Genomic DNA, 12,195 nt, shown 5'->3' with positions numbered 1-12,195 from the left:
GCATGAACCGATTTGGTTATCTACCGGCTTTTTGGAGAACCAAACATGGCACTACTCGATTCGCTGCTTGGCCCGATCACCTATATCATCGACAAGATAATTCCCGATCCGAAGGCACGCGATGCAGCCAAGCTTGAGCTGATCAAGCGGCAGGGCACGCAGGACATGGAAATGCTGCAGACGCGGCTTTCCGCCATCGTTGCCGAGGCCATTTCGCACGATCCGTGGACCAGCCGTGCGCGCCCCAGCTTCCTCTATGAGATGTATGTGATGATCCTATGGGCGCTGCCGATGGGACTGATCGCGGCCTTCCGGCCCGAAGCGGTAACCTCGATCGCGCAGGGTATGAACGCCTATCTCGGCGGACTGCCGGAGCCGCTCTACGCCCTCTTCGGCACAGGGTATCTGGGATATACGGCGGCCCGCCAGTGGGGCAAGATCTCCGGCGTGGACCGCTGAACTGTATCGTTAGGAAAGGGTAAACCATCCCTGCGCTAAGGCACTGGCCACAAGCCTCCATTTTGCAGGAAACGATGCGCACACGCCCGTCTCTTCTCATTCGCTCGGCCCTGATGGGCTGCGCTCTCGTCCTTCTCTCCGGCTGCGGTTCCAAACGCGCCGGGGAGTTGGAAGAAAAGCTCGCCCGGGCCGAACAGGCCGCCGCACGGGCCGAAGCCGCCCAGAAGGCGGCAGAGGCAGCTGCCAAAAAGGCTTCGGCGTACAGCGGCACGACGATGACGCAGGATCCGCCTTCCGATGCCGAGGAGGATGTCGACCGGGCACAGCAAGATCCCGACTCGGCTCTTAACGACAACGCGGCCGCGGCGCCCGAAGGCTAATCCCCCGACATCAGCACTTTGGCGGGAAATTCACCCGCAAAAGGTGCATTGACCCTTGCCAGCCGCATCGCAGGAGCGATAGGGCGGTTGCAGTCACAAATCTGCAGGGGTCCCTTCATGGGCGAGGAAAAGGGCGCGGTTAAGCGCCAGAACGGCATGAACATCGATACCGCATTGGTCCGCGAACTGGCGGAAATGCTGGCAGATACCGGCCTCACCGAAATCGAGGTCGAGGACGGCGATCGCAAGATCAAGGTTTCGCGCGCCGCCACGGCGGCCAGCGCATTTGTCGCCGCGCCGGCACCTGCCGCCGCTCCGGCACCGGTTCCCGCCGCCCCCGCCGTTGAGGCCGCACCGGCTGCTGCCCTGGTCGACGCGCTGAAAAGCCCGATGGTCGGCACCGCCTATCTCACGCCTGAGCCCGGCGCGCCGAACTTCGTTTCGGTCGGCAGCCAGGTGAAGGTCGGCGATACACTGCTGATCATCGAGGCCATGAAGGTGATGAACCCGATTACTGCGACCAAGGCCGGCACCGTATCCGCGATCCTGATCGAAAGCGGCCAGCCGGTCGAATACGATCAGCCGCTGCTCGTGATCTCGTAAGGCACCGACGCAAGATGCCCATCACCCGCCTGCTAATCGCCAACCGCGGCGAAATCGCGCTGCGCATCCACCGCGCCGCGCATGAAATGGGGATCGAAACGGTGGCGGTGCACTCCACCGCCGATGCCGATGCCATGCACGTGCGGCTGGCCGACCATGCCGTCTGCATCGGGCCGCCGGCCGCGCGCGACAGCTACCTCAATGTCGCGGCGATCATCTCCGCTGCCGAGGTGACTCACGCCGATGCGATCCATCCCGGCTATGGCTTCCTTTCGGAAAACGCCCAATTCGCCGAGATCGTCGAGACGCACGGCATCACCTGGGTCGGGCCAAAGCCCGAACATATCCGCACCATGGGTGACAAGATCGAGGCCAAGCGCACCGCCGGCGCGCTCGGCCTGCCGCTGGTCCCGGGCTCCGACGGCGCGGTCAGCGACATTACCGAGGCCAAGGCGATTGCCGAAGCCGCCGGCTATCCGGTGATCATCAAGGCGGCATCTGGCGGCGGCGGCCGCGGCATGAAAGTGTGCAACGGCCCCGACGAACTGGAAACGCTGATCCAGCAGGCCGGTAGCGAAGCCAAGGCCGCGTTCGGCGATGCCACCGTCTATATCGAGAAATACCTCGGCAATCCGCGCCACATCGAATTCCAGGTGTTCGGCGACGGCGAAGGCAATGCCATCCATCTGGGTGAGCGTGACTGTTCGCTGCAACGCCGCCACCAGAAGGTGCTGGAAGAAGCGCCCTCGCCCGTCATCAGCCCGGCAGAGCGCGAACGCATGGGCGGCATCGTCGCCAAGGCCATGGCCGACATGCACTATCGCGGCGCGGGCACGATCGAGTTCCTCTGGGAAAACGGCGAGTTCTATTTCATCGAAATGAACACCCGCCTGCAGGTCGAACACCCGGTGACCGAGGCGATCACCGGCCTTGATCTGGTCCGCGAACAGATCCGCATCGCCGATGGCAAGCCACTGTCAGTTAAACAGGAAGACATCGAGTTTTCCGGCCACGCCATCGAATGCCGCGTCAACGCCGAAGACCCGTGGAACTTCACGCCCTCACCCGGGCTGGTGGACATGTACCACGCGGCGGGCGGTATGAACGTGCGCGTCGATTCCGGACTCTACGCCGGATACCGCATTCCGCCCTATTATGACTCGATGATCGCCAAGCTGATCGTCAAGGGCCGCACCCGCGAAGGCTGCATTATGCGCCTGAAGCGCGCGCTGGAGGAAATGGTGATTGGCGGGGTAAAGACCTCGATCCCGCTGCATCAGGCGCTGATGAAGGAGCCGGACTTCATCGACGGCGCCTATACGATCAAGTGGCTGGAAGAGTGGCTGGCGCGGCGGGATGGGTAACACCCAGTCGCTCTCGTTTGCCGTCATCCCGGCGAAAGCCGGCACCCGGCTCAAATAAAATACCGCCGCAAAGCGTCGACTTTCTTGTCGCGCTGCGTCCCGGCCTACGCCGGGATGACGACTTTTCGTACGCCTCGTGCCTAAGCCGCGGTACCGGCCTTCTTCATCCGCACCATCCGCATCAGCACCACTGTCGCGACGATCGCCAGCACGTGCATCACCGGGAAGGCCCATAGGCCGAAGGTATAACCCCCGGTCGCGTCCTTCGCCATGCCGAAGCCGATCGGCAACAGCCAGACGCCGAGGTTGGCGACCGAGCTGATTGCCGCTGCGCCGATGGCCATGCGGCGGTCTTTCAGCACGTCGGCCCAGAGCGCAACCTGCGCGGTAGAGTGCGCGCCGCGGCCGATCTGGCTAAGGATCAGCCCCGCTGCGACCATCCATGCCGAGGGTGCTGCTGCAATCATCAGGTAGCCGATCACGTCGAAGCCGAGCGCAACATAGAGCACGGTGTACCGCTCCCCCCGGTGGTCGGTAATCCATCCGCCGATCAGCATGAAGGCCGCCGCCGTCAGCCCTCCAGCGCTGATCAGCCAGCCAACATGGCCGATGTCCCAACCGGTGCGCTCCATCAGGATGGCCGGGGCAGAGAGGATGAAGGTCGTGCCTGCCGCCAGCGTCAGCAGGTAGATCGCGGTGAGCAACAGAACGCGCTTGTCCGCCAGCACGGCAAGCATACCGCCAGCGGAGTGGTCCTCATGCTTTTGTGGGTGTTCGGCCACGGCAACGCGCAGGCTTTCACGCTCGCCCTCGCTCAGCCATTTCACCTCGTCCGGGCGGTCGGGCAGAAACGCCAGCACGGCGAGGCCGATCAGCACCGGCGGAATGCCCTCGATCAGGAACATCCACTGCCAGCCGCGCAGGTCATAGAGCCCGTCCATCGCCAACAGAGGCTTTGAAATGAAGCCCATGACGAAGACCGCGAGCGGGTTCGCCACATAGAACAGCCCCATCGCCTTGCCGCGCTGCTTCGTCGGGAACCAGGTCGACAGGTAATACATCACCCCGGGGAAGAACCCGGCTTCCGACAGGCCGAGCAGGAATCGCACTGTGTAGAACTGCGTCGGCGTCTTCACGAACATCATGGAAATGGCCAGCAGCCCCCACATGATCATGATCCGCGCCAGCCACCGCCGCGCACCGAAGCGCATGAGCAGCACGTTCGAGGGGATCTCAACCATCGCATAGGCAAGGTAGAACAGCCCCGCGCCAAGGCCATAAACCGTGGCGGAGAAGCCAAGGTCGATGTTCATCTGCGTCGAGGCGAAGGACACGTTGACCCGGTCGATATAGGCGAACAGGTAGCCCACGCTGAGCAGCGGAATGATGCGCCAGCCGGCCTTGCTGATCGCCGATTGCAGTTCGCTGCCGCCCTTTGCCGTCACCCGGTATTCCCCCTCAGCCGGCGTGCCGCCTTGCACGTCGCAGCCCGACCATGCCGACATCGCGCCGCACTTGCCAGCCTGCAATCGGAAATTTCGGTAACAACCTATCAACCATGCATGTTGACGCGAAAAACCGATTGTCGCTCTATTCTGGCGACATGGACATAGCTCCGCCCCACTCTGGCCATTCAGGTCACAGCGATGACGACCGCGTCGGACGGCGGCGGTCTGCGCGCAAGTACTTGCAGGCGCAGGTGCAATTCGGGCGGAACGGGCGCCGGATGCGAGTTCGTCTGATCGACCTGTCGCGCCACGGCGCGCGGCTCAGCCTGATTCAGCCGCTCAATATGAAAGACACCTTCTGGATTGCCCTGCCCGGCCTCGCCCCGATTTCGGCGCGGGTATCGTGGGCCGACGGCTTCATCATCGGCTGCGAATTTGACAACCCGCTGCACGAAGCGACGTTCGACAACCTGATGGAAGGCCGCAAGGTCGAACCCGTGATCGACCGGCGCATGTTGAAGCGGCAGATCTGACCTCTGCCGCCAGGGCCTGCCGTTATTCCAGCGGTACGCCCGGCACGTGCTTGGCAGTGCGGATGGTCAGCGATGTCTTGACGCTGGCCACGTTCGGCGCCGGGGTCAGCTTGCTGGTCAGCAATTCCTGAAAGCTTTGCAGGTCGCGGCTGACGATCTTGAGAATGAAATCAATCTCACCATTGAGCATATGGCATTCGCGCACTTCGGGCAGCGCCCGCATCGCATCCTCAAACTGGCGGAGCGAATCTTCCGCCTGGCTCTTCAGACTGACCATGGCGAAAACGGTGATCGCGAAACCCAGCTTCGATGCATCGAGGTCGGCATGATAGCCGCGGATCACGCCTTCGTCTTCCAGCGCGCGCACGCGGCGCAGGCATGGCGGCGCGGTGAGGCCGACGCGGTTGGCCAGCTCCACGTTGGTGATGCGTCCTTCGTCCTGCAATTCGGCAAGCAGCCGCCGGTCGATCTGGTCGAGATTAGCCATTGCCCTGCCTTCTGATATGCCCCCGGCGTATTACAGCCGACTCTGAGTCGGAAATTAACCTGCCGTTTGGAGCAACGATTGGCAATATTATTGTTTAGTTAAGCAATTGTCCCGGTTTGTGACGCAGTTGTCCACAGCGCTTTTTCCCGCGCGCAATCCTGCTAGCACGTATTAACAAGTATGTAGCCCCTCCATCAGCCGGGGCCTGGAAGTGCTTCTGAACGCCATGCAGATCGATGATCGTCTCCACACAGTCTTGCGCACCCGCGCGGGCGGGGAGACGAGCGCGCGCACCCAGTTCCGCCAACTGGTCGATCTGCTGGGCACTCTGCCCAGCGATGCGCGCGGAGAAGTGATCGATGCGGCCTGGGTGAAACTGGCCGAACTGTCGCAAGCGATCCCCGCCGCGGACCGTGCCTCCGCCGTGGCCGAAGCCGGCCTGCGCCTGCGCTCGCCCCGGCTGGTCGCCGAACTGGCCCGCGCCGAACCCCAGATTGCCGATGCTGCACTCAGCGCCGCGCAGCTTGGCGAGGACGAATGGCTTGACCTGATTCCCGCGCTGCCGGCACAGGTGCGGCCGCTGCTGCGCCAGCGCGACGACCTTGGCACGCGGGTCGAAGGCCTGCTCGACCGGCTCGGTATTGCCCGCCATGCCCTGCCTCCCGCTGGCCGCGCCAGTCGCCACCCGGCGAATGACACGCAGCCTGCTCGCAAGGCCAAAGTCGAAAGCGGCACGCCCGAAAGCGAAGAAGGCATCGGCGCGATCGTCCGCCGGATCGAGGCCTATCGTGCTCGCCACACGGCCCGCGATAGCGAACCGGTTGAAGCCGGGCCAAGCCAGCCGCTCGCCGCCGTTGCCTTCACTTGCGATGAAAGCGGCCGGATCGACTGGGCCGAAGCCGGTGCCGCGCCCGCCGTGATCGGGCTCGCGCTGTTTTCGCGCGATCGTTCAGCCGCCGCGCAAGGATTTCCGGCGATCACGGCTAGGTTCGCCAGGCGCGTGCCAATCAGCGGCGAAACGCTCCATATAGAGGGCAGCACTGCTATCGCCGGGGAATGGCGCGTCGACGCTCAGGCCCGCTTTGACCAGCGCGGCCGCTTCACTGGCTATGAAGGGCGCCTCCGCCGTCCCTGCCCGCCCGAAATGGCGCCTGAAAGCGCCCAAGGCAGCGAGGCGGATCGCCTGCGCCAGCTGATCCACGAGCTGCGTACGCCGATCAACGCGATTCAGGGATTCGCCGAGGTCATCCAGCAGCAGCTGTTCGGCCCCACCCCGCACGAATACCGCGCCCATGCCGCAGCCATCGCCGGCGATGCTGCGCGGATGCTCGCCGGCTTTGACGATCTTGAGCGGCTGGCCAAGCTGGCCACCGGGGCGATGTCGCTGGAACCGGGCGCTTGCGATCTGGGTGAAGTCGCGCAGTCGCTCACCGATCATCTGGCCCCGCACATGGCGGCGCGCGATTCGGCTTTCGTCAGCCATGCGCCCGCCCCCGCCCTGCCGCTTGGCATGGCGCGCGAAGAAGCGGAGCGGCTGCTGTGGCGACTGCTCGCCACCTTGGCATCGAGCGCCGCGCCAAGCGAGCGCATGGCCCTGTCGCTAACCGCATCCGGCGGCACCGCCAGCCTGACTCTGGCCCTGCCTCGCGCACTTGCCGACCAGTCCGACATTTTCCACGCCGCCGCACCCAATTCCTCGACCCCGCTCAGCGCCGGCATGTTCGGCGCGGGTTTCGCTCTGCGCCTCGCCGCGAACGAGGCCAAGGCGGGCGGTGGCAAGCTTGAACGGCAGGGCGACAGCCTGCGGCTGGAACTGCCGCTGACCACAAGTGACTTGACCGCGCCGGCAGATACCGAAAGTAAAGGATTGCCGGGTTAAGCTTTGGGACGGGGCGCGCAGATGCAGAACGTGATCGCGTTCTAGCGGGGAAGGTTCAGGGGCTTGGCCGACAGGCGAATTACGGACAGGCCGGATGCCGAAGACATGGTGCAGTTCGCGCCGGGCTTCGGGCAACGGTTCATTGTCACGGTCGACACCGAAGAAGAGTTCGACTGGCGGCGCCCGCTTGACCGCACCAGCCACGGCCTCAAGCACGTGCCGCTGCTCGCCAAGTTTCAGGAGTTCTGCGAGGGACAAGCCGTCGCCCCGGTCTATCTCGTCGACTATCCCATCGCCACCTGCCCCCGCGCCGCCGAAGTCCTGCGCGAACCACTGGCCTCTGGCCGCGCCGAAGTGGGCGTGCAGCTCCACCCTTGGGTCAGCCCGCCGTTTGACGAAGACCTGAGCGAATTCAATTCGTTCTCTGGCAACCTGCCCGCCACGCTTGAGCGCGAGAAGTTCGCCCGGCTGTACGAGGCGATCACCGCCAACCTTGGCGCCGCACCGCTCAGCTACCGCGCGGGCCGCTATGGCGTGGGGCCGAACACGCACCGCGTGCTCAAGGAATTCGGCGTGCCGATCGATACTTCGGCGCGCAGCCTGTTCGATTACAGCGCCACCGGTGGCGCCAATTTCCGCGATCTGCCGCTGAAGCCGTGGTGGATCGACGAGGAACGCTCGCTGATGGAACTGCCGCTGACCACGGTGTTCTGGGGCCCGCTGCGGGGAGCTGGCAGCTGGCTCTACCCCCGCCTGTGGCGCGCACCGCGCATCCGCGGGGCCATGTCGCGCTTCGGCCTGCTCGAGCGCATCCCGATGACGCCCGAGGGCGTATCGATCGGCGAAGCGATCCGCGGCGCGGACATAGCCCTGGACCTGGGCCTGCCGGTAATCGTGCTTTCGTTCCATAGCCCTTCGCTTGGAACCGGCTATACGCCTTACGTGCGCAGCGAGGATGATCTCGATGCGCTCTATGACTGGTGGCGGCGCATTTTCGCCCACCTGGCCAGCCGCAATGTGCGCCCGACCAGCAACCGCGAAATCATGGACGCAGCAGCGCTTGCCTAATCCCCGCCAGCCGTCTAACGCGCGGCACCTGCGGTTGGGCCTGTAGCTCAGTTGGTTAGAGCTGGCCGCTCATAACGGCTAGGTCGCGGGTTCGAGTCCTGCCGGGCCCACCACCGCAGGAAAGAAATACCCCAGGTCGGGGAGTGGCGCAGTCTGGTAGCGCGCTTGCTTTGGGAGCAAGATGTCGCAGGTTCGAATCCTGTCTCCCCGACCAATTTCCCCAAATTCGAGTGACTGAGTGCGCTCTACAGAATTCACGGCGCGCGGCGTCAGGATTCCACCGTTGCGATAACCAACTCGAAATGATCGGCCAATTGCTTCAGGTCGCGCAGGACGGGCTCGGTTGCCAGGGGCGCGGCACGCTCGGTGAGCCTGAGCGACAGCTTCCCTTCCGCAGGCACAAGCGCCGAGGCTTCGACCAGTTCTGGCGCAAGGCTGGTGAGTCGGATGCAGAGCCGGACAGCGAGGCCCCAGCCAATCGCCTCTGCCAACTTGACCACCGGGGCGATCTCCGCGACCGCCGCCGGCAAAGCGCGGTTGCTGGCGGCGACCAGACAGGCTGCGAGCATGGCCCTTTGCGGACCATCGATGCCGATCCAGCGCTTGTGCAACGCCCAGTCGAGCACCGTGCAGGCGCGCAGATTGGGCTCGATCTTTCGTGCGGCGAGGGATAGCGCGACCGATGCCCGCAGCAGGGGGCTTGTCCCCGCGTCTGCCGTCAGCGGGGCGATCCAGTCAAGGACACGGTCGACCAATTGGCAATCAACCCCCATCGACTCCACGAACGCATCAACGCCTTCCGTGAGCGGGTCCAGCTGCCTGACTTTCGCCGTGAAGCCATCGACCAGCAGACCTTCGCGCAGACCCCAGGCGGAAAAGATGATGCGCGACGACTTGGTAGACCGGATCAGCGCAGCCAGCAGCGCGGCGGCTGCGGCCACGCCGGCCAGCCGCGACAGCGAAACACCGGGGACGGCGGGTGGAGTGGCTGAACGGCACAGCCTGCGGCAGGCGAGCAGCGTGTCCCTTGGGCTGGCTTCGAAGCCATGTGGATCATCGAACGGCGATCCGGCCTGGAACATCATGTAGCGCGCAATGGCGCGGAACGTGCCGCCGACGAGGTAGATCGGTTCGTCCGCCTTCACCTGCCATCCGGAATCGGCGATGGTCTTGGACACACGCTTGGAAAATTTCGACTGCCCACCTTCGAGCAGGGCCGGCAAGCGCAGCGTGCCGAGCGGCAGGGTGACGGCGCGTTTGCAGCTGCCGTTCTTGATCCGCACCAGTTCGAGGCTGCCCCCGCCGAGATCAGCGACAACGCCCTGCGCGCCGGGGAATGCGCCGATAACCCCGCTGGCGCTCAGCCGCGCCTCTTCCTCGCCAGAGATCTGGCGCGGGTTCAGCCCGAGGTCGGCGACTTGCTGAAGGAATCGCGCCCCATTGCCGGCATCGCGCGTCGCCGCCGTGGCAACCGTGATGACACGGCAGTTGCCTTGCGCCGAAAGCAGGACGACAAACCGCCTGAGTGCGGCGAGCGCGGTCTTCATCGACGACTGAGACAGCACGCCCTTTTCCGCGAGGTCTTTGCCAAGTCGCGCGGTCACCCGTTCATTATGCAAAACCACTGGCGCGCGGGGCGGCCCACCGAAAACCACGAGGCGAACGGTGTTCGATCCGATGTCGATTACTGCTTGTCGTTCGACCAAACTCTGGACCTCTCACCATGCGCTAGGCGGCACCTTCAGTCGGTTTCGCGCCGAAGCGCAAGCTTGGGGACTTTTCGTCCACTCTCAAGCGCCGCCCCGCGCCCGGAAAGCGAGGGATTGGTCATGAAGTAGCGATGCAGGTTGAACGGTTTTTCGACCTTGCCGACGCGCTGATACTGGCCGTCGCTGTCCAGCAACCAGCTCTGTTCGGTATCGAGCAGGTTGGCCAGCATGACTTGGCCCAGCACCTGATCGTGGATCGTGCGGTTGCGGATTGGCACCAGCAGTTCGACCCGGCGATCGAGATTGCGGGTCATACCGTCGGCGGACGAGATGAACACCTTGGCCCGCGCATTGGGCAGCCGCGCACCGCAGGCAAAGGCCCAGATGCGGCTGTGTTCAAGAAAGCGGCCAATGATCGATTTCACATCGATATTGTCCGACAGTCCCGGAACCCCCGGCTTCAGGCAGCAGATCCCGCGCACCACGAGGTCAATCTCCACCCCCGCCTGGCTTGCAGCATAGAGCCGGTCAATCAGGCCCTGATCGGTGAGCGAATTGAGCTTCGCCCAGATCGCCGCCGGCTTGCCCTTGCGGGCATTCTCGATCTCCTTGTCGATGCAGTCGTACAGCTTCTCGCGCAGGCCAATCGGCGAGATCGACAGGAGTTCAGTGCGCGGCGGTTCGACATAGCCGGTGATGAAGTTGAACAGCCGCCCGGCATCGCGGCTAGCGCGCGGATCGGCGGTAAAGAAGCTAAGGTCGGTATAGGTGCGCGCGGTCACCGGGTGATAATTGCCGGTGCCGAAGTGGCAGAACGTGCGATAGCTATCGCCCTCGCGCCGCACGACCATCGACACCTTGGCGTGGGTTTTCCAATCAACGAAGCCATAGATCACCTGAACGCCGGCGCGTTCCAGTTGGCTCGCCCACAAGAGGTTCTGTTCCTCGTCGAAGCGGGCCTTTAACTCGACCACGGCGGTCACCGACTTGCCGGCCTCGGCCGCTGTGATCAGCGCGGCGATCACCGCCGACTGCTTGCCGGCGCGATAGAGTGTCTGCTTGATGGCGACGACATCGGGGTCGGCCGCTGCCTGCCGCAGGAAATCGACCACCACCTCAAACGTTTCATAGGGGTGGTGAATGATGATGTCTTTTTCGCTGATCGCTGCGAAGCAATCTCCGTCGTGCTCGCGGATGCGCTCAGGGTAACGCGGGCTGTACGGTTCGAACTTCAAGTCGGGCCGGTCTTCCTCAACCAGCGCGGAAAGCCCGGAAATGCCCACCAGTCCCCGGGTCTTGAGCACCATCGCTTGATCCAGCTTGAGCTGATCGCGCAGCAGTTGCTCGGCGGCGGGGTCAATATCGCCCTGCAATTGCAGCAGGATGACCGAGCCGCGCCGGCGGCGCTGGATGGCCGAGCGGAAATGGCGGACGAGGTCCTCGGCGTCTTCCTCAACCTCGAGATCGCTGTCACGCAGCACGCGGAATACGCCGTGCCCCAGAATGCGATAGCCGGGAAAGATCAGAGCGGCATTGCGGACGATCAGTTCCTCGATGCTGATGTAGACCGTACCTTCGCCGGGGATGCGGACAAAGCGCGGCAGGGCCGACGGGATCAGGATCATCTCCATCACCGGCGAACCATCATCGCGGCGGACCAGCGGGAACAGGATGCACATGCCCTGGCTGGATACGAAGGGAAACGGGTGCGCCGGATCGATGACCTGCGGAGTGATCACCGGCAGGACATGTTCAAGGAAATAGTCGCGAAGCCACCGAGCATGAACCGCGCCAAGCCGCTTGCCATCAGCCAGTTCGATGCCTTTCCCGGCGAGCAGTTCGCGCAATTCGCGCCAGACATCCTGCTGGGCCAGTTCAAGCTCGGTCACCGCCTCGCGGACCGCGGCAAGCTGCTGCGAGGGCGTGAATCCGTCGATCGACACTTCTTCGATCTTGCGGCGCACCTGCCCCGCCAGACCGGCAACGCGCACCGCCATGAATTCGTCGAGATTGCTGCCGGAGATGGAAAGGAAGCGCAGCCGCTCAAGCAGAGGATAGTCAGGATTGCAGGCCTCGGACAGCACCCGCTGGTTGAACGAGAGCCAGCTCAGCTCACGATTGAAATAGCGCTCGCTCGCCGAAAAGCCTACGCCTTTCCGCTGGGCACTATCGATAACCTCCATCTTCACGCCCGCCCCGACTGACATTCCATCCTTTCCGTTGGTCGCGCTTTGTTACAGACTGGTGACAATCACACGGCAAATC

At 63.9% G+C, this 12,195-nt stretch carries 11 protein-coding genes and 2 tRNA genes; 9 read left to right on the top strand and 4 right to left on the bottom strand.

Going from position 1 to position 12,195, the window contains the following annotated elements; all coding sequences use genetic code 11:
• The first annotated feature begins 45 nt into the window (after positions 1-45).
• The 4 genes from WG900_RS01635 to accC all read left to right on the top strand — a co-directional run bounded on the left by WG900_RS01635 (position 46) and on the right by accC (position 2,806).
• Positions 46-459, top strand: a complete 414-nt coding sequence (locus WG900_RS01635; protein WP_339964209.1) for a holin family protein — start codon at positions 46-48, stop codon at positions 457-459.
• 74 nt (positions 460-533) lie between these two features.
• Complete coding sequence (locus WG900_RS01630) at positions 534-839, top strand: hypothetical protein (RefSeq protein ID WP_339964207.1); 306 nt, start codon at positions 534-536, stop codon at positions 837-839.
• A 117-nt stretch (positions 840-956) separates the two neighbouring features.
• Positions 957-1,442 carry an acetyl-CoA carboxylase biotin carboxyl carrier protein gene (gene accB, locus WG900_RS01625; protein ID WP_339964205.1) on the top strand — a complete coding sequence of 162 codons (486 nt, stop codon included), beginning with the start codon at positions 957-959 and terminating at the stop codon, positions 1,440-1,442.
• A gap of 14 nt (positions 1,443-1,456) precedes the next feature.
• Positions 1,457-2,806 (top strand): acetyl-CoA carboxylase biotin carboxylase subunit, encoded by a 1,350-nt coding sequence (accC, locus tag WG900_RS01620; RefSeq protein ID WP_339964203.1) that lies wholly within the window; start codon positions 1,457-1,459, stop codon positions 2,804-2,806.
• A gap of 140 nt (positions 2,807-2,946) precedes the next feature.
• Here accC and WG900_RS01615 read toward each other — a convergent pair whose 3' ends face one another.
• A complete protein-coding gene (locus WG900_RS01615) occupies positions 2,947-4,335 on the bottom strand; it encodes an MFS transporter (protein ID WP_339964201.1) in 1,389 nt (462 codons plus the stop codon).
• Between WG900_RS01615 and WG900_RS01610 the strand changes: the two genes are divergently transcribed.
• Positions 4,302-4,787 (top strand): PilZ domain-containing protein, encoded by a 486-nt coding sequence (locus WG900_RS01610; protein WP_339964200.1) that lies wholly within the window; start codon positions 4,302-4,304, stop codon positions 4,785-4,787. The two genes, WG900_RS01615 and WG900_RS01610, sit on opposite strands and share 34 nt — an antisense overlap.
• 22 nt (positions 4,788-4,809) lie before the next feature.
• On the opposite strand, the gene WG900_RS01605 is transcribed toward WG900_RS01610, so the two are convergent.
• Positions 4,810-5,274 carry an Lrp/AsnC family transcriptional regulator gene (locus WG900_RS01605; protein WP_310530629.1) on the bottom strand — a complete coding sequence of 155 codons (465 nt, stop codon included), beginning with the start codon at positions 5,272-5,274 and terminating at the stop codon, positions 4,810-4,812.
• 226 nt (positions 5,275-5,500) lie between these two features.
• Between WG900_RS01605 and WG900_RS01600 the strand changes: the two genes are divergently transcribed.
• The 4 genes from WG900_RS01600 to WG900_RS01585 all read left to right on the top strand — a co-directional run bounded on the left by WG900_RS01600 (position 5,501) and on the right by WG900_RS01585 (position 8,435).
• Complete coding sequence (locus WG900_RS01600) at positions 5,501-7,153, top strand: histidine kinase dimerization/phospho-acceptor domain-containing protein (protein ID WP_339964197.1); 1,653 nt, start codon at positions 5,501-5,503, stop codon at positions 7,151-7,153.
• A gap of 63 nt (positions 7,154-7,216) precedes the next feature.
• A complete protein-coding gene (locus WG900_RS01595; protein WP_417596680.1) occupies positions 7,217-8,221 on the top strand; it encodes a polysaccharide deacetylase family protein in 1,005 nt (334 codons plus the stop codon).
• Between the two features lie 36 nt (positions 8,222-8,257).
• A tRNA-Ile gene (locus WG900_RS01590) sits at positions 8,258-8,334 on the top strand.
• 24 nt (positions 8,335-8,358) lie between these two features.
• Positions 8,359-8,435, top strand: a tRNA-Pro gene (locus WG900_RS01585).
• A gap of 55 nt (positions 8,436-8,490) precedes the next feature.
• Here WG900_RS01585 and WG900_RS01580 read toward each other — a convergent pair.
• Both WG900_RS01580 and WG900_RS01575 read right to left on the bottom strand, forming a co-directional pair.
• Positions 8,491-9,846 carry a Ppx/GppA phosphatase family protein gene (locus tag WG900_RS01580; protein ID WP_339965301.1) on the bottom strand — a complete coding sequence of 452 codons (1,356 nt, stop codon included), beginning with the start codon at positions 9,844-9,846 and terminating at the stop codon, positions 8,491-8,493.
• A 116-nt stretch (positions 9,847-9,962) separates the two neighbouring features.
• The gene (locus WG900_RS01575; RefSeq protein WP_339965299.1) at positions 9,963-12,113 is read right to left on the bottom strand and encodes an RNA degradosome polyphosphate kinase; all 2,151 of its coding nucleotides are present in this window, start codon (positions 12,111-12,113) and stop codon (positions 9,963-9,965) included.
• Positions 12,114-12,195 lie beyond the last annotated feature (82 nt).

It is taken from the genome of Novosphingobium aquae, assembly GCF_037572715.1.
In the GTDB taxonomy this organism is placed as follows: domain Bacteria; phylum Pseudomonadota; class Alphaproteobacteria; order Sphingomonadales; family Sphingomonadaceae; genus Novosphingobium; species Novosphingobium aquae.
The sequence above is the reverse complement of the archived record's forward strand: the minus strand, read 5'-3'. Positions and strand labels throughout refer to the sequence as shown.

Excerpts from the sequence above, each read along its gene's own strand:
- accB (WP_339964205.1), top strand. The coding sequence starts at position 957 with ATGGGCGAGGAAAAGGGCGCGGTTAAGCGCCAGAACGGCATGAACATC.
- WG900_RS01610 (WP_339964200.1), top strand. The coding sequence starts at position 4,302 with ATGCCGACATCGCGCCGCACTTGCCAGCCTGCAATCGGAAATTTCGGT.
- WG900_RS01600 (WP_339964197.1), top strand. The coding sequence starts at position 5,501 with ATGCAGATCGATGATCGTCTCCACACAGTCTTGCGCACCCGCGCGGGC.
- WG900_RS01630 (WP_339964207.1), top strand. The coding sequence starts at position 534 with ATGCGCACACGCCCGTCTCTTCTCATTCGCTCGGCCCTGATGGGCTGC.
- WG900_RS01575 (WP_339965299.1), bottom strand. The coding sequence starts at position 12,113 with ATGGAGGTTATCGATAGTGCCCAGCGGAAAGGCGTAGGCTTTTCGGCG.
- WG900_RS01635 (WP_339964209.1), top strand. The coding sequence starts at position 46 with ATGGCACTACTCGATTCGCTGCTTGGCCCGATCACCTATATCATCGAC.
- WG900_RS01605 (WP_310530629.1), bottom strand. The coding sequence starts at position 5,274 with ATGGCTAATCTCGACCAGATCGACCGGCGGCTGCTTGCCGAATTGCAG.
- accC (WP_339964203.1), top strand. The coding sequence starts at position 1,457 with ATGCCCATCACCCGCCTGCTAATCGCCAACCGCGGCGAAATCGCGCTG.